The organism is Nocardia cyriacigeorgica, from assembly GCF_010868145.1.
GTDB lineage: Bacteria > Actinomycetota > Actinomycetes > Mycobacteriales > Mycobacteriaceae > Nocardia > Nocardia cyriacigeorgica_D.
In genome coordinates this window covers 25,013-43,878 of the sequence record NZ_JAAGUY010000035.1, presented here as the reverse complement: position 1 = coordinate 43,878, position 18,866 = coordinate 25,013, and the positions used below count along the sequence as shown (strand labels likewise).

19 protein-coding genes are annotated in these 18,866 nt (G+C 67.9%); 6 read left to right on the top strand and 13 right to left on the bottom strand.

Translation table 11 applies throughout. From position 1 onward, the window contains the following. Nucleotides 1-354: 354 nt before the first annotated feature. Genes GV792_RS26490 through GV792_RS26480 form a run of 3 tightly spaced genes read right to left on the bottom strand, consistent with a single transcriptional unit; the run spans nucleotide 355 to nucleotide 3,913 of the window. Nucleotides 355-1,476, bottom strand: coding sequence for a bifunctional 2-methylcitrate synthase/citrate synthase (locus GV792_RS26490; protein ID WP_163827614.1), 1,122 nt, complete (start codon nucleotides 1,474-1,476; stop codon nucleotides 355-357). 5 nt (nucleotides 1,477-1,481) lie between these two features. After that, nucleotides 1,482-2,390 (bottom strand): methylisocitrate lyase, encoded by a 909-nt coding sequence (gene prpB / locus GV792_RS26485; RefSeq protein WP_163827597.1) that lies wholly within the window; start codon nucleotides 2,388-2,390, stop codon nucleotides 1,482-1,484. Further along, on the bottom strand, nucleotides 2,390-3,913 hold the full coding sequence (locus tag GV792_RS26480) for an MmgE/PrpD family protein (RefSeq protein ID WP_163827595.1): 1,524 nt from the start codon (nucleotides 3,911-3,913) through the stop codon (nucleotides 2,390-2,392). Before GV792_RS26480 ends, prpB begins: the two co-directional genes overlap by 1 nt. A 151-nt stretch (nucleotides 3,914-4,064) precedes the next feature. On the opposite strand from GV792_RS26480, the gene GV792_RS26475 reads away from it, so the two are divergent. Further along, a complete protein-coding gene (locus tag GV792_RS26475) occupies nucleotides 4,065-5,486 on the top strand; it encodes a short-chain fatty acyl-CoA regulator family protein (RefSeq protein ID WP_175583040.1) in 1,422 nt (473 codons plus the stop codon). Between the two features lies 1 nt (nucleotide 5,487). Here the strand turns inward: GV792_RS26475 and recG are convergent, their stop codons facing one another. Next, nucleotides 5,488-7,767: an ATP-dependent DNA helicase RecG gene (gene recG / locus GV792_RS26470; protein ID WP_163827592.1), complete on the bottom strand. Its 2,280-nt coding sequence runs from the start codon at nucleotides 7,765-7,767 to the stop codon at nucleotides 5,488-5,490. Nucleotides 7,768-7,813: 46 nt separating this feature from the next. Continuing rightward, nucleotides 7,814-9,553, bottom strand: coding sequence for a DAK2 domain-containing protein (locus tag GV792_RS26465; protein WP_163827610.1), 1,740 nt, complete (start codon nucleotides 9,551-9,553; stop codon nucleotides 7,814-7,816). A 373-nt stretch (nucleotides 9,554-9,926) separates the two neighbouring features. Between GV792_RS26465 and rpmB the strand changes: the two genes are divergently transcribed. The 3 genes from rpmB (at nucleotide 9,927) to GV792_RS26450 (ending at nucleotide 11,533) form a co-directional block, all read left to right on the top strand. Next, entirely contained in the window at nucleotides 9,927-10,118 is a 192-nt protein-coding gene (gene rpmB / locus GV792_RS26460; protein WP_011210730.1) for a 50S ribosomal protein L28, read from the top strand. A gap of 111 nt (nucleotides 10,119-10,229) precedes the next feature. Next, complete coding sequence (locus tag GV792_RS26455; RefSeq protein ID WP_163827590.1) at nucleotides 10,230-10,775, top strand: GNAT family N-acetyltransferase; 546 nt, start codon at nucleotides 10,230-10,232, stop codon at nucleotides 10,773-10,775. After that, nucleotides 10,745-11,533, top strand: a complete 789-nt coding sequence (locus tag GV792_RS26450) for an enoyl-CoA hydratase/isomerase family protein (protein WP_163827588.1) — start codon at nucleotides 10,745-10,747, stop codon at nucleotides 11,531-11,533. The genes GV792_RS26455 and GV792_RS26450 overlap by 31 nt, the downstream gene beginning before the upstream one ends. Here the strand turns inward: GV792_RS26450 and GV792_RS26445 are convergent. Beyond that, nucleotides 11,515-12,027 carry an SgcJ/EcaC family oxidoreductase gene (locus tag GV792_RS26445; RefSeq protein WP_163827586.1) on the bottom strand — a complete coding sequence of 171 codons (513 nt, stop codon included), beginning with the start codon at nucleotides 12,025-12,027 and terminating at the stop codon, nucleotides 11,515-11,517. The genes GV792_RS26450 and GV792_RS26445 overlap by 19 nt on opposite strands. Nucleotides 12,028-12,088: 61 nt before the next feature. Here GV792_RS26445 and GV792_RS26440 point away from each other — a divergent pair, with 61 nt between their 5' ends. Continuing rightward, on the top strand, nucleotides 12,089-12,556 hold the full coding sequence (locus tag GV792_RS26440) for a MarR family winged helix-turn-helix transcriptional regulator (protein ID WP_163827584.1): 468 nt from the start codon (nucleotides 12,089-12,091) through the stop codon (nucleotides 12,554-12,556). A 5-nt stretch (nucleotides 12,557-12,561) separates the two neighbouring features. On the opposite strand, the gene GV792_RS26435 is transcribed toward GV792_RS26440, so the two are convergent. The 4 genes from GV792_RS26435 to GV792_RS26420 form a co-directional block, all read right to left on the bottom strand. Further along, nucleotides 12,562-13,425 (bottom strand): alpha/beta fold hydrolase, encoded by an 864-nt coding sequence (locus GV792_RS26435; protein ID WP_163827581.1) that lies wholly within the window; start codon nucleotides 13,423-13,425, stop codon nucleotides 12,562-12,564. A 66-nt stretch (nucleotides 13,426-13,491) separates the two neighbouring features. Next, the gene (locus GV792_RS26430; RefSeq protein WP_163827579.1) at nucleotides 13,492-13,731 is read right to left on the bottom strand and encodes a hypothetical protein; all 240 of its coding nucleotides are present in this window, start codon (nucleotides 13,729-13,731) and stop codon (nucleotides 13,492-13,494) included. Between the two features lie 37 nt (nucleotides 13,732-13,768). Then, nucleotides 13,769-14,452, bottom strand: coding sequence for a uracil-DNA glycosylase (locus GV792_RS26425; protein ID WP_163827577.1), 684 nt, complete (start codon nucleotides 14,450-14,452; stop codon nucleotides 13,769-13,771). A gap of 11 nt (nucleotides 14,453-14,463) precedes the next feature. Continuing rightward, entirely contained in the window at nucleotides 14,464-15,441 is a 978-nt protein-coding gene (locus GV792_RS26420; RefSeq protein WP_175583043.1) for a thiamine-phosphate kinase, read from the bottom strand. Nucleotides 15,442-15,664: 223 nt separating this feature from the next. On the opposite strand from GV792_RS26420, the gene GV792_RS26415 reads away from it, so the two are divergent. Beyond that, nucleotides 15,665-16,387, top strand: a complete 723-nt coding sequence (locus tag GV792_RS26415) for a DUF3515 domain-containing protein (protein ID WP_256668388.1) — start codon at nucleotides 15,665-15,667, stop codon at nucleotides 16,385-16,387. A gap of 1 nt (nucleotide 16,388) precedes the next feature. Here GV792_RS26415 and GV792_RS26410 read toward each other — a convergent pair whose 3' ends face one another. The 3 genes from GV792_RS26410 to GV792_RS26400 are packed head-to-tail and all read right to left on the bottom strand — an operon-like array spanning nucleotide 16,389 to nucleotide 18,844. After that, complete coding sequence (locus GV792_RS26410; protein WP_256668387.1) at nucleotides 16,389-16,682, bottom strand: DUF6191 domain-containing protein; 294 nt, start codon at nucleotides 16,680-16,682, stop codon at nucleotides 16,389-16,391. Between the two features lie 25 nt (nucleotides 16,683-16,707). Continuing rightward, the gene (locus GV792_RS26405; RefSeq protein WP_163827573.1) at nucleotides 16,708-17,805 is read right to left on the bottom strand and encodes a D-alanine--D-alanine ligase family protein; all 1,098 of its coding nucleotides are present in this window, start codon (nucleotides 17,803-17,805) and stop codon (nucleotides 16,708-16,710) included. A gap of 43 nt (nucleotides 17,806-17,848) precedes the next feature. Further along, complete coding sequence (locus GV792_RS26400; RefSeq protein ID WP_163827571.1) at nucleotides 17,849-18,844, bottom strand: NAD(P)H-dependent glycerol-3-phosphate dehydrogenase; 996 nt, start codon at nucleotides 18,842-18,844, stop codon at nucleotides 17,849-17,851. Nucleotides 18,845-18,866: the final 22 nt, after the last annotated feature.

Sequence of the window (18,866 nt, the reverse complement as noted above, 5' to 3'; positions counted from 1 at the left end):
CCCTCACATGCGCGGCCCAGCTCCGCATTTCCCACCCATCAACTGCACACCCCTGACACCGCCGCGCCACCCGCAACACCGGCCGCTCCCGCGACTCCGGCGCCACCACCCCACGCCACAGCGCCCGGCACCCTTGATTCCGCTCCATGCGACTACCCCTCCTCACACATCACAGTCATCGTTTCGCCAGGTTGGACGACCCACGCGACGATTCGGTTCCCAGTTCTCGGGAGAACTTTCAACACACCGCACGACACGCCGCATACTGCCGAACTGTGGCGGGCTCCGTGAAATGAGTAGGACCGGCCGCCGCGCTGCACAGGCAGCACGCACGGCCGGTCCGGGTGAATCGTCTCAGGCGACGACGAGTTCGCGTTGCTCGACGCCGACGTATTCCGACAGCGGGCGGATGAGAGCGTTGGATTGGGTCTGTTCGATGATGTGAGCCGTCCAGCCGGTAATGCGGCTCATGACGAAGATGGGGGTGAACATCTCGATGTCGAAGCCCATCAGGTGGTAGGCGGGGCCTGCCGGGAAATCCAGGTTGGGTTTGATGCCGGTGGCTTCGGCCATGGTGCGTTCGAGTTCGGTGTACATGCGCAGCCACCGGCGCTCGCCGGTCACCTCGGCCACGTCATCGAGCGCGGCTTTCATGGTGGGGACGCGGGAGTCGCCGTTCTTGTAGACGCGGTGGCCGAAACCCATCACCTTCTGTTTGTTCGCCAGTTTGGTGCGCAGCCATTCCGCGGCCAGGTCGGGATCACCGATCTCGAGCATCGCGTGCATGACGGCCTCGTTGGCGCCACCGTGCAGCGGCCCCTTCAACGCACCGATCGCCGCGGTCACCGCACTGTAGATATCGGACTGGGTGGAGGTGACCACCCTCGCCGCGAAGGTCGAGGCATTGAAACTGTGCTCGGCGTACAGGATGAGTGAGATCTCGAACGCCTTGACGATCCGCTGATCGGGCACCGTCCCGAAGCACATGTGGAGGAAGTTCTCCGCGAACCCCATATGGGAATGCGGCGCAATCGGTTCCAGACCACGCCTGCGGCGCATATCGGCGGCGATCACGGTGGGTAGCACAGCGGTCAGCCGCAACGCCGTGGCCAGCAATGCCTTCTCGTCCGCGGCGCCGGTAAGGTCCTCCACCGGATCCTCGGATCCGAGGTAGCTGACCACGGTGCGCACCACATCCATCGGATGGCAGCTGTCGGGCATCTTCTGCACCAGCGACAGAATCGAACGGTCGGCCCGCCGCTGCGCGCGCTCGCGCTGGCACAGCAGTTCGAGCTGTCCCGCATTCGGGAGCTCGCCGTACCAGAGCAGATAGGCCACCTCCTCGAACGAACACAGCCGCGACAGATCCTGGACGGCGTAGCCGCGATAGGTCAGCGAATTGGTTGCGGGCACCACCTTCGAGATGCTGGTGGTGTCCACCACCACGCCCGCCAGCCCCTTCTTGATCTCGGTCATATCGATCACTCACTCACGGTGAAATTGAAAATTCCGGAATCGAAATCGTTGTAGCGCTGGTAGTCCAGCAGTTCGTAGAGTCGCGAGCGGTGCTGCATGGTGTCCAACAGCCCGGACTGGGTTCCGGTGGCGGCGATCTCACGCAATCCGCGTTCGGCGGCGAACATCGCCAGCCGCAAGGTCGTCACGGGATAGATGACGGCGTTGAAGCCGATCTCTTCGAGCGTGCCTGCCGAGATCAGTTCGGATTTGCCGAATTCGGTCATATTCGCCAGCAACGGAATATCCACCGTCGCACGGAACTTCGCGAATTCGCCTTCGTCGGCCAGTGCTTCGGTGAAAATCAGGTCGGCGCCCGCATCCGCGTAGGCCTTGGCCCGGTCGATGGCCGCGTCCAACCCCTCGATGCCGCGCGCATCGGTGCGAGCGCAGATGACGAAGTTCGGATCGCGTCGCGCCGACACGGCAGCACGCAGCCTGCGCACCATCTCGTCGCGCTCGACCACCGCCTTGCCGTCGAGATGCCCGCACCGCTTCGGATTCACCTGGTCCTCGATATGGCAGGCGGCCAGGCCCGCGTCTTCGAGCAGCGTCACCGTGCGGGCGGCGTTCATCGGTTCACCGAACCCGGTATCAGCGTCGATCAGTACCGGCAGATCGGTGACGCGGGCAATCTGTTGTCCGCGCCCGGCCACCTCCGTCACCGTGGTCAGCCCGATATCGGGCAGCGCGAGCTCCGCCGAGACGACCGCGCCCGACACGTAGACGCCTTCGAATCCGAGTTCCTGAATCAGCTTGGCGACCAGCGGATTGAACGCACCCGGCATCCGCTGGATCCGGTTCGAGGCCAAACCGGCCCGCAGAGCGATTCGCTTATCGGCCGCGCTCGTCGCCGCGGCAATGAGCCCGCTCATCAGAACACACCTTCGGGGATGGTTGGCGCGGCCGCGAGCACTTGATCGGACACGGTGAACGTCAGCTGGTCCAGCTCGCCGGCGGCCAGTTCCGGCGCCCGCTGCGCCACGTCGAGGAAGCGACGCCGCTCCGCGGCGTCGAGCACGCCCTCGGCCAGCACGGTGAACTTCTCGATGTACTGCTCGCGGGCGAACGGCCGCGCGCCCAACGGGTGCGCATCCGCGACGGCCAGCTCGTCGGTGATGGTCTCGCCACTCTTCAAGGTCACCACCGCGCGTGCGCCGAAGGCCTTCTCGTTCGGGTCGGTGGAGTGATAGCGACGGGTCCATTCCGGATCCTCGACGGTAGAGATCTTGTGCCACAGGTCAACGGTGTCCGGCCGCTGCGCGCGTTCGGGCGCGTAGGAGCGCTCGTGGTGCCAGGTGCCGTCCTGCAGCGCGACCGCGAAGATATAGGGCACGGAGTGATCGAGGGTTTCCCGGCTGGCTTGCGGGTCGAACTTCTGCGGGTCACCGGAGCCGGTACCGATCACCACGTGGGTGTGGTGGCTGGTGTGCAGCACGATCGAGGCGATCTGGTCGAGATCACCGATCTGCGAGCGCATCCGGCGAGCCAGGTCGATCGGCGCCTGACTCTGATACTCGGCCGAGTGCTCCTTGGTATAGCTGTCGAGGATGGCCAGCTTCGGCTCGCCGGGGCCGGGCAGTGGCACCTGGTATTCGGCATCGAGTCCGCCGAGCAGCCAGGCGATGACGCCGTCGGCGCCCTCCCAGATGGGCGAGGGCGCACCCTCGCCGCGCATCGCGCGATCGACGGCCTCCACACCCATCTTCCCGGCGAAGGCGGGCGCGTAGGCCTTCCAGCTGGAGATCTCGCCCTTGCGCGACTGCCGGGTCGCGGTGGTGGTGTGCAGCGCCTGGCCGATGGCCTGATAGATCGTCTCGGCATCCAGCCCGAGCAGGGTACCGAGACCGGCCGCGACGGACGGGCCGAGATGGGCGACATGGTCGATCTTGTGCTCGTGCAAACAGATTCCGCGCACCAGATCCATCTGGATCTCGTAGCCGGTGGCCAGCCCGCGGATCAGATCCGCGCCACTGCGACCGGTGTGCTGGGCGACGGCCAGAATCGCCGGGATGTTGTCTCCGGGATGGGAGTACTCGGCAGCCAGGAAGGTGTCGTGGAAGTCCAGTTCGCGCACCGCGACGCCATTGGCCCACGCCGCCCACTCCGGCGACACCACACGAGCGGCGGGCAGACCGAACACCGTCGCGCCCGCGCGACCGGCTCGCGGCTGATAGCCGGCCGCCAAGGCCTGGACCCGCGCCGAGGACACCGGACGACGTACCAGCGAGGCGGCCGCGACAGCGGCGTTGTCGATGATCCGGTTGACGATCATCTCCCGTACCGCGTCGGTCACCTCGACCGGATCGGTGGCGACTTCGGCGATCTTGGTGGCCAGATGCTCCGCGCGCGGGAAGTCCTCAGCGGATCCGCGAGCGCGTACGATGTTGGTCTTCATGCGTCCTCCGCACTGTGGGCGATCTCTTCCGGTACTTCGCACGCTACGCAGCCGATGTCTGCGGCAAAACACCTTGCACAGGTGGATTTTTGTGGGTAACAACTAGCATTTTTGCGATGTTTGCGAAGATATGGGAGTACGATCGCTCGCCGTGCGAAAGATGTACGCCGGGGCCCGGCTGCGACGACTGCGCGAAGAACGGCGAATGACCCAGGCCGCGCTCGCGAAATCGCTGGACCTGTCGCCGAGCTATCTCAATCAGCTCGAGCGCGACCAGCGTCCGCTGACCATCCCGGTCCTGCTCAAACTGAACTCGACCTTCGACTTGGATGTGCAGTTCTTCGCCGCGGACTCCGATGCCCGCCTGGTATCGGATCTACACGAAGTTCTCGTCGACGCCGCCGGCGGGGACAGCGCCCCGCTCACCGAGATCGAGGAACTGGCGACGCGGCAACCGGAGATCGCGCGCCTGGTGGTGGCGATGCACCGACGGTTGCGTACCGCCACCGATCAGCTCGATCTGCTCTCGGCGCGGGTCGCCGCTCCGGCGGGCGCGGCAGGGGTGCCGATGCCGTATGAGGACGTGCGCGATTTCTTCTACGACCACCACAATCACATCGGCCGCCTCGATCTGGCCGCGGAACGGCTGTTCGACGAATGCGGTCTGTCGATCGGATCGCTGGACCGGCAGCTTGCGCGCGTAGCCGAGGAGCGCGCCGGGGTGACGGTGCTGGTGCGTGGCGACGGCGCCGACTCCTCGGTCCCCAAACGCCGCTACGACCCCGACAGCCGCACCCTCACCCTGGCCAGGCGGTTGCGGCCCGGTCAGCGTGCCTTCCAGATCGCCACCACCCTTGCCTTCCTGCTCTACGGCAACGAACTCGACGCAGTCCTGAGCGAAGCGCCGTCACTGGCCGGCGAATCCCGCAACCTGGCGCGGATCGGGCTGGCCAACTATTTCGCCGGCGCACTAGTACTGCCATACGGACGTTTCCTTCGGTCGGCCGAGGAACTGCGCTACGACATCGATCTACTCGGCCTGCGTTTCGAGGTCGGCTTCGAAACCATCTGTCATCGGCTCAGCACCCTGCAACGGCAGGGCCAGCGTGGCGTGCCGTTCTTCTTCGTCCGCACGGATCGAGCGGGCAATATTTCGAAACGCCAGTCCGCCACCGCCTTCCACTTCTCCCGCGTCGGCGGCAGCTGCCCGCTCTGGGTGGTGCACGAGGCGTTCGCGCATCCCGGCCGCATCCTCACCCAGGTGTCCGAAATGCCCGACGGGCGAAGGTATTTCTGGATCGCACGCACCGCCATGATGGCACCGCAGGGCTTCGGCACCATGGCCAAGAACTTCGCCGTCGGACTGGGCTGCGATATCGAATACGCCGACCGGCTGGTGTATTCCAAGGGCATTCAGCTCGACGATCCCGCGACCGCGGTGCCGATCGGCGCGGGATGCAAGGTCTGCGATCGACCTGCCTGCCCGCAGCGAGCGTTCCCGCAGATCGGCAGCCCGCTGGCCGTCACCGAGGAGGTGTCGGTGGATCTGCCGTATCCACGCGTGCGGGGATGACTCAGGATTTGGCCAGGTACTCCAGGCGTTCGGAGTCGACCGCGGCGTGCATCATCGCCGCGAGCCCGGGATGCCGGGACAGACCCGGATCCTCCTCGACCAGCTCGCGCGCGAGTTCCTGTGCGGCGGTGATGACTTCGAGGTCATCGAGCAGTGAGAGCAGCCGAAGCGAACGTGCGGTGCCCGACTGCGCGGAACCGAGCACATCGCCCTCGCGGCGTTGCCGCAGATCGAGCACCGCCAGTTCGAAACCGTCGGTGGTCGCGGCGACCGCTTCCAGCCGCGTCATCGCGGGGCCACCAGGAGCCGCGTCGGTGACCAGCAGGCACAGCCCGGGATGTGTGCCCCGGCCGATACGCCCGCGCAATTGGTGCAGCTGGCTGACGCCGAACCGGTCCGCGTCCACGATCACCATCACGGTGGCATTGGGCACGTCCACGCCGACCTCGACAACGGTGGTGCAGACCAGCACATCAATGCTGCCGTCGTTGAATTCGCGCATCACCTGGTCTTTTTCATCCGACGGCAAGCGCCCGTGCAGCAGCCCGACCCGGAGTTCGGACAGGGGCCCGGTTCGCAGCTGATCGAAGACATCGAGCACGGCCTGGGTGGTCGGGCCATCCTTGCCGTCCGCGGCCTTGGACTTACCCCGTGACTTGGCGCCGTGTGCGCCGTCTTCGTCATCGCCGATGCGCGAGCACACGACGTAGGCCTGCCTGCCATCGCGCACTTCCTCAGCGATCCGCTCCCAGGCGCGCTCCACCCAGTTCGGATGCATCCGGCGCGGCACCACCTTCGATGCTATCGGTGAACGACCACGCGGAAGTTCTGTGAGGGTCGAGGTCTCCAGATCGCCGAGGGTGGTCATGGCGATGGTGCGTGGAATCGGCGTCGCCGTCATCACCAGCAGGTGCGGTGTCGATCCCGCTTTCGCCTTCGCGCGCAGCGCATCTCGCTGCTCCACACCGAAGCGATGCTGCTCATCGACCACGACCATGCCCAGATCGAAGAACTCCACCGCGTCCTGGATCAGTGCGTGGGTGCCGATGACGATGCCCGCTTCGCCGGTGACCGCGGCGAGCAGCGCCGCACGTTTCGTACCGACCGACATCGAACCGGTCACCAGTGTCACCTGCGTCGAGGTGTCGGCGGCGCCGAGTTCACCGGCCTGGCCGAGTTCGCCGAGCATGCCGCGCAGCGACCGATAATGCTGCGCGGCGAGCACTTCCGTGGGGGCGAGCAGCGCACACTGCTGACCGGCATCGATCACCTGCAGCATCGCGTGCAGCGCGACGATGGTCTTACCGGATCCGACCTCACCTTGTAGCAGGCGGTGCATCGGCTGCTCGCGCGACAGATCCGCGGAGATCTCCCCGATCACCTGCCGCTGGCCGGCGGTGAGCTCGAACGGCAGCCGCTCGTCGAACGCGGCGGCAATGCCGTCGGTGCGTGGCGGGCACGGGCGCGCGGTCCGGCCGGACACCTCATGGCGACGTTCGGCCAGCACCAGTTGCAAGGCCAGCGCTTCGTCGAAACGCAGCCGCTGCTTCGCTTGTTCGATATCGAGCTTGTGATCGGGCAGGTGGATCAGGCGCAGCGCATCCGAGACGGCCATGAGCTCGCGCTCGTCGCGGATCCGTTCCGGCAGTGGGTCATCGATCGGGTCGAGCTGATCGAGTATCTGTCGGACACACGCGAGGATCTCCCAGCTCTGCACCTTCGCCGTCGCCGGATAGACCGGGATGAACTCGCGCTCGAAGAACGACATATCCACCCCGCCCTCGTCTTTCGCGCTCTGGGCAATACCACGCAGGTCACCGCCGCCGCGCACGGTAGTGAGTGTGGGGGCGGCCTCGTCATCGGCGTTCTCGGGCAGAATCAGATAACCGGGATGGCTCAGATTCCATTGACCGGGTCGCCAGTAGTTGACGGTGCCCGACATCATCGCCCGTGCGCCCTCGCGGACGACGTACTTCACCTTGTCGCCATTGAAGAAGGTGACATCGACGCCCTTACCCGTGCCGGTGTCGAGCACGACCTTGAGCAGCGACCCGCGACGCTGACGCATCGGCTTGAGTTCGGCCTTGGTGATCCGGCCGATGACGGTGATGTGCGAACCGTCCTCGGGCGCCTCCTCGGTGAGCGGCTGCCCCTGCGTGGCGTAGCGCAGTGGATAGTGCCGCAGCAGATCCTCGACGGTCTGCATATCGAACGCGTCGGCCAGCGAGGCAGCCGCTTTCGCGCCGAGTAGATGGTCGAGCCGATCGCTCAGTGTTGCCATGACCTCGTTCCCGCCGCCTTCGTCCGCACCGTCGCACCGCGCACCGTCATTCGACTCCGATCTGTATCAGATCGGCATGCTGCCCACCGGAATACACGATGACCTCCACCCCGGGAAAATCCTCGGCGATATGCGCGGCAAGTTCTTCGGCAAGCCCCTCCGGCGCCGCGGCACCGACCAGCAGGGTGACCAGTTCACCACCGAGACCGAGCATCCGGTTCAGTAACGTCTGCCCGGCGGCGCGCGCGTCACGGTCGATGACGATGACGTCGTGTCCGACCAGCCCGAGACCGTCACCGGGTTCGCAGGTGCCGACCATGGTCAACGCACGCTCGGTAGCCGCCCGCAACGATCCCCAACGAGTCGCCGCGGCGGCTTCGGACATGGCGAACGCGTCGTCCACCGCGATCCGGCCACGATCGTGCACCGCGATCGCGGCCAGCCCCTGCGCCATCGAACCGCTCGGCAGCAGCAGCACGTCGCGATGTCGCTCACGCGCGGCCACACCCACGGCAACCAGTTCCTGCGCGGCAAGGGCACCGTTGGGCAGTACGAGCACTTCGCGGTTCGGCATCCGCCGAATGGCGGCGAGCAGGGCGGCCGAGGTGACGAACGGCTCGCCGGGGATCACGATCGCGCCCGCAGCCTCGAAGAGCGCGATCGAACCGTCACCTGCCGCGACGGCCACGATGCCCCGGTCGGCGGCGGCATCGTCGAAGGATGTCTCGTCCGCGCGGCCGGCCGATGAGCCCGCGACACCGGGACCGTGCGCGGCGGATGGACCGGATTCGGCGGCTCCCCCGACGCCACAGCGCCCACCACCATCGCGCCCTCCGGGCCGGTCCGGATCCGACTCGGCGGTGGTGCCCACAGCGAACGCTTCGACGCGCACCCCGCCGAGCGTTCCTGCCATCAGCCCGGCTTCGACCGCGGCGCCCGCATCGACACAGTGGACATGCGCCGACCAGCTGCGTTCACCGTCACCGACGACTACCACGGAATCGCCCAGTTCGGTGAGCCGGTGCCGCAGGGCCGCGATCCGGTGCGGATCGGAGCCGGTGAGCCGGTACATCACCTCGTAGCGGGGCGGGGCCGCGGCACCGGCGACCGGCGCCAGTTCGTAGGCGGTGCCGGCAGGCAAGTAGACCGGCCGAGCGGGCCGCTCGCCGATCACCACCTCGACCAGGCAGTCCAGCAACACCACCAGCCCCCGCGCCCCCGCGTCGACCACGCCGGCGGCTCGCAGCACGGTCAGTTGCGACGGGGTTTCCCCGAGCGCCTTGGCCGCACCATCGGCCGCCGCCAGCGCGACCTCGGCCAGCTCGGAGTCGACGCATGCCGCGGCCTCGCCCGCCGCGCGCTCGAGCACAGTGAGGATGGTGCCCTCCACCGGGACACTCAGCGCCTCCCGCACCAGCACTGCGGCCCGGTCCAGCGCCAGCCGCAGTGTCTGTGCGCTGAGCGGACCGCTGCGCGTCGCCTCGGACATTCCGCGCAGGACCTGCGACAGGATGATCCCGGAATTGCCCCTTGCGCCCGACGTCGCGCCGCGCGCCATCGCAGCGGCGACCAGGGTGGCCGGCGCAGCGTCCCCGCTCGGCGATCCGCCGGGAAAAGCCCCGCCGTGCGCCGACAGCACCGCCACTTCGGCGCACGAGACCGCCGCGCGCATGGTGGCCAGCAGGTTGGTGCCGGTGTCGGAGTCGGCGACCGGGAAGACGTTGAGGGCGTTGATCTCCTCGCGCCGGTTGGTCAGCTCGTCGAGGCAGAGCCTGCCCCACCGCATCAGCGCCGTGCCGTCGAGCGCGTCCGCCCTCGGGGCCGCGTAGCGGCCGCTCACCTCCCACGATTCCGGCACGCAGCTCCTCCTCTCACCACCTCGACACCCGATACCACTGCTGGCCAGGTTAGCCGGATCCCCCGACATCGCTCCTGTCGCGGGCGACCACGCATCGACGTGGCGCACTACCTCGCTCCGGCCCCGGACAGGCCACCGGTTTGGCGGATCGCGGGGCGGGCGGTTAATCTTGCAGGGTTGCCTCGCGCGGCCGCTTCGGCTTGCGCTCGCCGGTTCACGTCGGCAAGGCACTACGACATTGATTCCGGACATGCTGTGTTGTCATGCAGCGGTCCTCTATGACATGAAGGAGTTCGCGACTATGGCTGCCGTCTGCGACGTCTGCGCCAAGGGCCCCGGCTTCGGGAAGTCGGTCTCGCACTCGCACCGGCGCACCAACCGTCGTTGGAACCCGAACATCCAGACCGTGCGTGCGCAGGTCGCGCCGGGCAACACCCGCCGGATGAACGTTTGCACCTCCTGCCTGAAGGCGGGCAAGGTCGTTCGCGGCTGATCCGCTCGACGCACCACCCTGTAAGTACAGCAACCGCGCCCCGGCACCTCACGGTGATCCGGGGCGCGGTCGTGTCCGCACTCGGCCGGGTTCGCGCGCCACAATGAGGTCATGATCGCGCCGCGCCTCTATCGCATCGCACCCGCGGCCGCCGAGCACGCCCGCGGCCTCGCCGAATGCCATATCGTGTGCTGGCGCGAGGCCTACCGCGGACTGGTCCCCGACCATGTGCTCGACGCGTTCGACATCAATCACCGGACCGAGATCTGGGCCCGCAGACTGCGCGACCATCCGGGCCGCACCACCGTGGCCGCAGCAGACGACACCGTGATCGGCTTCATTACCCTCGGGCCCGCCCTCTACCACCCGACTGTGACCGACCTCGAGCTCAACGCCCTCTACGTCCGTGCCGAATGGTATGGAACCGGCGTTGCCGACGATCTGATGCAGACCACCTTGAACCCTGAGACTCCTTGCTCGCTCTGGGTCTTCGAACAGAATCCGCGGGCGATCGCCTTCTACCGCAAATACGGATTCACTCCCGACGGGGCCAGCCGCGCCGAGTACTTCGCCAACGTCACCGAGGTCAGAATGGTGCGCCCGGAGGGCGCGATAGGGTCGTGGCCATGGCCACCACCACCGAAGCCGAGTACGTAACCACCGTCGACGGCGTCCTACAGATCACCATCGCCACCGCCGCCAACGGCACCTCACTGGACTTCACCGGAGTCGCCGCGGGCACCGCGGCCCTGCGTGACCTCGATTCCGGAGTGGGGGCCGTCCTGTTGACAGGCACTGGCGCCAACTTCTGCGCCGGCGGCAATGTCCGTGGTTTCGCCGCCGCCGAGGACCGTTCCGCCCACCTCTACGACCTCGCCGACCAGCTGCACGCCTTCGTCCGCGCACTCGACGAGACCACCGTCCCGGTGGTGGCGGGTGTCCAGGGCTGGGCGGCCGGCGCGGGCATGAGCCTGGTGTGCGCCACCGATATCGCACTCGGCGGGCCGTCCACCACACTGCGGCCCGCCTATCCCGGCGTCGGCCTCAGCCCCGACGGCGGCATGTCGTGGACGCTGCCCCGCATCGTCGGCAGCGGCCGGGCCAGGGAAATCCTGCTCACCGACGCGATCCTGGATGCCGAGGAGGCCGTCCGGCTCGGCATCCTCAGCAGGTTGGTCGCCGACGAGGCCGTCCGCGACGAAGCAGTGGCCCTTGCCACCTCCCTGGCGAACGGCCCGCGCAGCACCTACGCGAGCATCAAGACCCTGCTGAACCGCTCGACCACGGCGACGCTGAGCGATCAGCTCGACGACGAACGCGACGCCATCGCCGCGGCTGCGGGCACCCCCGCCGGACGCGAGGGCGTCGACGCTTTCGTCGGCAAACGCGTACCCGACTATCGCGGGCTCGCCTGAGCACGACCGAATCCGAGCCGCCGGGCCCACCGGCCCATCAGCTGCGCCATCCTCGACGGGAACGCGTCCGGCTCCGGGATGGTCACCGGCCGCACGCGCCCGTTGTGGATGGCGCTGATCAGCCAGCCCGCCGACGTGCGCACCAGCACCACCGTCTGGCGCGAGAGCCTGCGCTCGGGCAGCTGCGCACGCCACGGCATCAGCACCGATCCGGTGCCGTACAGGATCGCCACATCGGGGGTGAGGTAGCGGATCGACTCGACCTCACCCACCAGTGCGGAGCCTGCCAGCACGCCGCGGAAGAGCTTGTCGTGGTTGTCCTGGTGTTCGGCCCGTCCGCTCGCCCGGGTGCCGTCATAGGAGACGTAGTCGGAATCCTCGGTGAACAACGCGCCGAACGCGGCGGCGTCATTGTCGGTCCAGGCCTGCTTGAACTCCTCGAACAGCGCCAGGATGGCGGTGTCGTCGGCAGCGTGGGTGAGTGTCTCGTTCATTGCGGGTATCCCCTCTGCTATCGTTTCCATGCTCGAAATGTATGATAACAGAAAGATTCGAATGTCGAAACAAGAAAGTATCGGCGCTATCGGTCAGCAGTTGCGCTTGCTTCAGCAGAGCTTCGATACGTTCGACGAGACGGCGGCCGCGCACGTCGGCCTCAACCGCACGGATATGCGCTGCCTCGACCTCGTGCTCGGCCGCGGTCCGAGCGCCGCGGGTGAACTGAGCGCGGCGCTACGGCTGAGTCCGGCCGCGACGACAACGGTCATCGATCGACTGGTTCGCGCGGGATTCGCCACCCGCGCACAGGATCCGGACAACCGCAGGCGCGTGCTCGTCACCGCCACCGACGCGGCGCGAGCGGTGGACGCGGAGCTGTTCCGACCGGTCGCCGAAGCGGGCGCGCGGGCGCTGACCCGCTACGACGAGGACGCCCTCGCGCTGATTCTCGACTTCCTACAGACGGCCTTCGACGTTCATCGGGAACAGACCCGGCTGCTGGCCGAGCGCAGTTCCGGCGACTGAACCGCTCAGCCCCCGAGTCCGAGGATGAATTCGGCCACCGCGTCGGTGAAGGCGTCATTGTCGTCGCCCGCCGCGGTGTGGGCCGCGCCGCCGATCTCGACCATCGACGCATGCGGTACGAGTTCCTGGAAGGCCGCGGCCCCCTCGGCGCTGACCACATCCGACTGCAGGCCACGCACCAGCAGCACAGGAATGGTGAGGGTGCGGGCGACCTCTTCCATCTGGCCGGTGATCTCGGACGGATCCTCGGCGCGGTCGGCGAGCATGTCCGGATCCCAATGCCAGTACCAGCGGCCGTCGCGCTCGCGCAGATTGCGGCGCAGGCCGTCGGTGTTGTCCGGACGGGGGCGATGCGGCATATAGTCCGCGACCGCATCGGCCACCGCATCGAGGCTGTCGAAGCCATCGCGATGCTTGCCGAGGAAATCGAGCACCCGCTGCACACCCTCGGGTTCGGGGCGGGTGACGATATCGACCAGCACCAGCGCGCTGATCTGTGTACCGCCGGGCACCGCGGTCGCGAGCAGTCCGGTGATTCCGCCCATGCTCGCCCCGACCACCACGGCCGGGCCGCCGAGCTGACCGAGCACCTCGATCAGGTCGTCGACCATGGATTCGCGCCGGTAGTCGCGCTCGGCCGACCACTGACTGTCGCCGTGCCCGCGCGCATCGAGAGTGACTACCCGCATTCCGGTAGCTGCCAGCTTGGCGCCGGTCCGCTTCCAGGAGTGCCGGGTCTGCCCGCCGCCGTGCAAGAAAACCACCAGCGGGCCGTCCGCGGGCCCGTACTGGTCCGCAACGAGCTCGATCCCGCCCGAACCACGCAAGCGCAGCCGGACGGGATCAACGAGATTGTTCGCACTACTCACGATCTGAGGATCGCACAGCCACCCAGCGGTGCCGGAACGAGCCCCCAGAGATTTCTGGAACGGGTTTCAGCAGCCCAACGTTCCGGTGAAGAGCACGCAGGCGAACTTCGCGTGGACCGTCGCCGAAATCGTCGACGATCCGGATGAGGTGTACTGCTCGGAGACCTGGGTGGAGCTGGTCTCGGTAGCCGGTTCGAGCGCCAACGGCGCCGCACCCGCGCTCGCCGCGCCGCCGGCGATCGCGGCGCACACGGCCAGCGTGGCGGTGGTGCCGCGCACTACGCCGCGGACGGTTCTGGTCTGCATGTCTCTAGCTCCTCACTTGTTTCTTATCGGCGCCCGATCAGGGCAGACGCCAATCCACCGGTTCGGCTCCCAGCTCGTCGAGCAGCTCGTTCACCCGCGAGAACGGGCGGGAACCGAAGAATCCGCGCGACGCCGAGAGCGGCGAGGGGTGCGCGGATTCGATATAGGGCACCTCGGCCTCCGCCAGTGCCGGCTTCAGGGTTTGGGCATCGCGGCCCCACAGAATCGCCACCAGCGGTTCATCCCGCGCGACGAGCGCGCGGATCGCCTGTTCGGTGACCACTTCCCACCCCTTGCCCCGGTGCGAGGCAGGCTGGCCGGGCGAGACCGTCAGCACGCGGTTCAGCAGCAGCACTCCCTGGTCGGACCAGGGGCTCAGGTCACCACAGGATGGCGTGGGATGCCCAAGATCCTTGCTGTACTCGGCGAAAATGTTCGCCAGACTCCTCGGCACCGGTGACACATCGGGCGCGACGGAGAAACTCAGCCCCATCGGATGTCCGGGCGTGGGGTAGGGGTCCTGTCCGACGATGAGCACTCGCACCGCGTCGAACGGACGCTGAAAGGCGCGCAGCACGTTCTCCCCCGCGGGCAGGTATCCGCGTCCTGCCGCGTTCTCCGCGCGCAGGAATTCGCCCATCACAGTGATCTGATCCGACACCGGTTCCAGTGCCGTCGCCCAACCCGGATCCATGACTTCCGCCAGTGGTTTCGCGCCCATGACCGGACAACCTATCGCGATCCGGGCCGCTGCGCCGAGTCCGCCCCGGCGAACGATTCCCAGCCCCCGCGACCCGCCGGGCGCACGCCATCGACGGTGACCCCCTGACCTGCACTGACCACACCGATCCTGATCCACCCTGACGGCAACTCGGTGGCTGCGGGCCAGGCTGCGGCGAAGGCATGATCCTCGCCGCCGGTCAGAACCCATTGGGCCGCATCGGCATCCAGCGCGGCGGCGAGGTCGGCGAGGTCGGCGTCGGCCAGCGCGGCTGAGTCGAGGTCGATCGCGACCTGCGAGGCGGTGGCCAGGTGACCGAGGTCGGCGAGCAGACCATCGGAGACATCGGTGAGGGCGTTCGGAACCACGCCCGCGGTCACCGCGTCGAGCACCCTCCGATACGGCGGCTTCGGAACCCGGTGCGCGGCAACAGCTTCGGCGAACTGGCCCTGGCGTCCCGCACCCGCACTCAACGCGGTCAGCCCCGCCGCCGACCAGCCGAGCCGACCGGCCACCGCGATAGTGTCGCCGGGCCGGGCACCGCTGCGAAGTACCGGTTCCGAGCCGATCGGGTCGCCGAATGCGGTGACCGAGACGACCAGGTGCGCATCACGCACCAGGTCCCCGCCCGCGATGGATCCGCCGCTGATCGCCGCCTCATCCCACAGCCCGTCGGCCAGTCCGTCGATCACCGAGACCGGTGTGTCGGCCGGGCAGCCGAGCGCGACGACGAACGCGGTCGGCACCGCGCCCATGGCGACCACGTCGGCGGCGTTCTGCGCGATGGCCTTGCGTCCGATGTCATAGGGGCTCGACCAGTCCAGCCGGAAATGGCGGTCCTGCACCAGCATGTCGGTGGTCACCACGAACCGGCCGCGCGCAGCGGTAAGCACCGCCGCATCGTCGCCGGGACCGAGCAACACCGCGGGTGCCTGGGTGCGGCCCGCGTTGATGCGCTCGATCAGCGCGAACTCACCGAGCTCACCCACAGTCCGCGGCGGCGTGCTGTTGCTGATGATCGGCCCTTTCTCGAGATCACGACCTGTGCGGCCCGGCGCGGGCGCGCTGCCCAGCCGGATTCGCCCCGACGGTACCCTGTGCACGGGCAATCGGGTGACCGCCCGGCGCCGCGGCATCCCTTTGTATGCCACACGGCACGCGGCCTCCCGGCCCGGGACGACAACACGTGAGACCAAGGAAGGATCGGTGCGCATGGCGAGCACGCCGGACCACGATTCACCCGAAGACACCGGCGAATCGGGTGCCGCGGGCGATGCCGACAAGCCCACGACCGACGCGGGTGAGCCGGCGACGGACGAGCCAGCCGACGCAACGCGCTCCGAGGACGATGCCGCGGTGTCCGCCGGCGATGACACCGAGCCCGAGCCCGAACAGACGGGCTCCGGCTACCCCCCCGCACTGATCGCGACCGCCGTAGCTCTCCCGGTAGCCCTGGTCATCGCCGTTCTCGTCGCCGCGATCCTGGCCAACCGCATGCCCGTCGAACGCGAACCGCTTGCCCTCGGCTCCGTCCCCGCCCCTGCCGCGGACAGCGAGGCCTGCACGACCCTGTTACCCGCGCTGCCCGCCGAACTTGGCGACTTCACCAAGTCGACGCTGGTCGAACCCGCGCCCCCGGCCACCCGCGCCTGGCAGCGACCCGACGGCGGCGAGCCGATCGTGCTGCGTTGCGGCCTCGACCGCCCGCTGGAGTTCAACCGCGCCTCCCCCATTCAGATGGTGAACGAGGTGGCCTGGTTCGAGATCGCCGATCCCGCCGCCGATGCCAGCACGTGGTTCGCCGTCGACCGCGCCACCTACATTGCGCTGACCGTTCCTGGTGGCTCCGGGCCCACCCCGCTACAGGCGGTCTCCGATGCGATCACCGCGAATCTGCCCGCGCAACAGATGGATCCGGGCCCGCTGCCGAACTAGCTCAATCCCCGCGCAGAACGGCTTTACCGGACCGCAGATCGACCTCGGCTTCGCCCGGTGTACCGTCCCCCGGCGCTTCGCGGTGCATCAGCACCGACTGCTGCTGCTCGAATTGATGCTGCCGCCCGGCGGCGAACACGGCATCGAACTGTTCCAGTCCGATGGCACCAACGCCACGGCCTTCCCCACCCCGCATCCAGGGCAGAGCCGTGCGCCCGGTGATCCGCCGGTACATCACGTCCGCCGAGGCCACGGCGATGATCAGCAACGCAAGGCCCGGGATGGTCATCGCCATCAACACGAGTCGAGCGTACGCCGATTCAGCGCAACCCGGTGCCGCGCGCCACGGCCGTCTCGATGAGCGTGGATACCAGTGCCTGGTAATCGATCCCGGTGGCCTCCCACATGCGCGGGTACATCGAGATGGCGGTGAAGCCGGGCATGGTGTTGATCTCGTTGATCACCGGACCGTCGGCGGTGACGAAGAAGTCGACGCGGGCAAGCCCCTGGCAGTCCAGCGCCCGGAACGCCCGCACGGCCAGCGCCCGGATCTCGTCGCTGACGGCATCGTCCAGTTTGGCGGGCACATCGAATTCGCAGACGTCGTCGAGGTATTTGGTCTCGAAGTCATAGAACTCGGGTGCCGCGGCGTCGACCTCGGGCATCCGGATCTCGGCGACCACACTGGCCTCGACGCGGCCGTCGGGGAATTCCAGCACACCACATTCGACTTCGCGTCCGACGATGCCCGCTTCCACGATCACCTTCGGATCATGGGCGCGGGCGGCCGCGATGGCCGCATCCAGATCGGCCCAGTCGGTGACCTTGGTGATGCCGATGGACGACCCGCCGCGCGCGGGTTTGACGAACACCGGCAGCCCGAGCCGTTCCCGGTCCGCCTCGGTGACGGTGACATCACGCGGCCGCAACACCACCTGGCTGCCGATCGGCAGCCCCTCGGCCGCCAGCAGTTTCTTGGTGAATTCCTTGTCCATACCGGCCGCACTGGCCAGGACACCGGGCCCGACATACGGGATACCGGCGAGCTCGAGCATTCCCTGCACCGTGCCGTCCTCACCGAAAGGTCCGTGCAGCACCGGGAACACCACGTCCACCGCACCGAGCGCGGCGCCGGGATCGTCGACCGGAATGAGGTTGCCCGACCGGCTCGGATCGGTGGCCAGCAGCAGTTCGGTGCCGGTGCCGTCCACCTCGGGCAGGCTGTGATCGCGGAACGCGAGTGCCGACAGATCGGCTCCGCCGAGCATCCAGGTGCCCGCGCTGGTGATGCCGATCGGGACGGCTTCATAACGCTGCGGATCGAGGTTGCGCAGCACAGCGCCGGCCGACACACACGAGACGGCGTGCTCGTTGCTGCGCCCGCCGAACACCACAGCCACCCTGATCCGGTTCGTCATGCACGGAACCGTACCCGTTACCGGGCCGGGTACACGCGTCGGACTACTCCGGTTTGATCCGCCGGCCGAGCAATTTGCCCACCGCCTCCGGCACCGGCATTCCCTCGTGACAGACCTGGTGCACAGCGTTGGTCAGCGGCATCTCCACATCGTGCGCGGCGGCCAGTGCCCGCACCGATGTGCACGACTTCACACCCTCCGCGACCTGGCCATGAGTCGCGTCCTGGGCGGCCTGCATGGATCCGCCGGTGCCGAGCACGGCGCCGAAGGATCGGTTGCGAGACAGCGGCGACGCGCAGGTTGCCACCAGATCGCCCACACCGGCCAAGCCGGCCAGGGTGGCCGGTTCCGCACCGAGCGCGACGCCGAGCCGGATGATCTCGGCCAGTCCTCGGGTGATCAGGCTGGCGATGGAGTTGTCGCCCAAACCCATACCCGCGGCGATACCGCAGGCGAGGGCGATGACGTTCTTGCAGGCACCGCCCACCTCGCAGCCGATGACGTCGGTATTGGTGTAGGGCCGGAAGTATCCGGTGGCACAGGCCTGCTGGACCGCGACGGCCCGGTCGGCATCGGTGCAGGCCACCACGGTCGCCGCGGGCTGACCCGCGGCGATCTCCTTGGCCAGATTCGGCCCCGACAGCACCGCGACACGGCTCGACTCCGCGCCGGTGACCTCGGAGATCACCTGACTCATCCGCAGCAGCGTCCCGGTCTCGATGCCCTTGGCCAGGCTCAGCAATGTGGCATCCGGCCCGATGGCAGGCTTGAACACCTCGAGATTCGCGCGCAACGACTGTGAGGGCACAGCGAGCACGATCAGTTCGGCACCGTCGAGCGCGACCCGGAAATCGTGGGTGCCCGACACCGGCGGCAGCTGGACGCCGGGCAGATAGTCGGGGTTGCGATGCTGGGTGTTCAGCGCCGCGGCCACCTCGGGCCGTCGCGCCCAGATGGTGACGTCCGATCCCGCATCCGCCAACACCTTCGCGAACGCGGTTCCCCAGGATCCCGCGCCGAGCACTGCCACCCTCGCCATCAGCCCAATATGCCATGGAAAG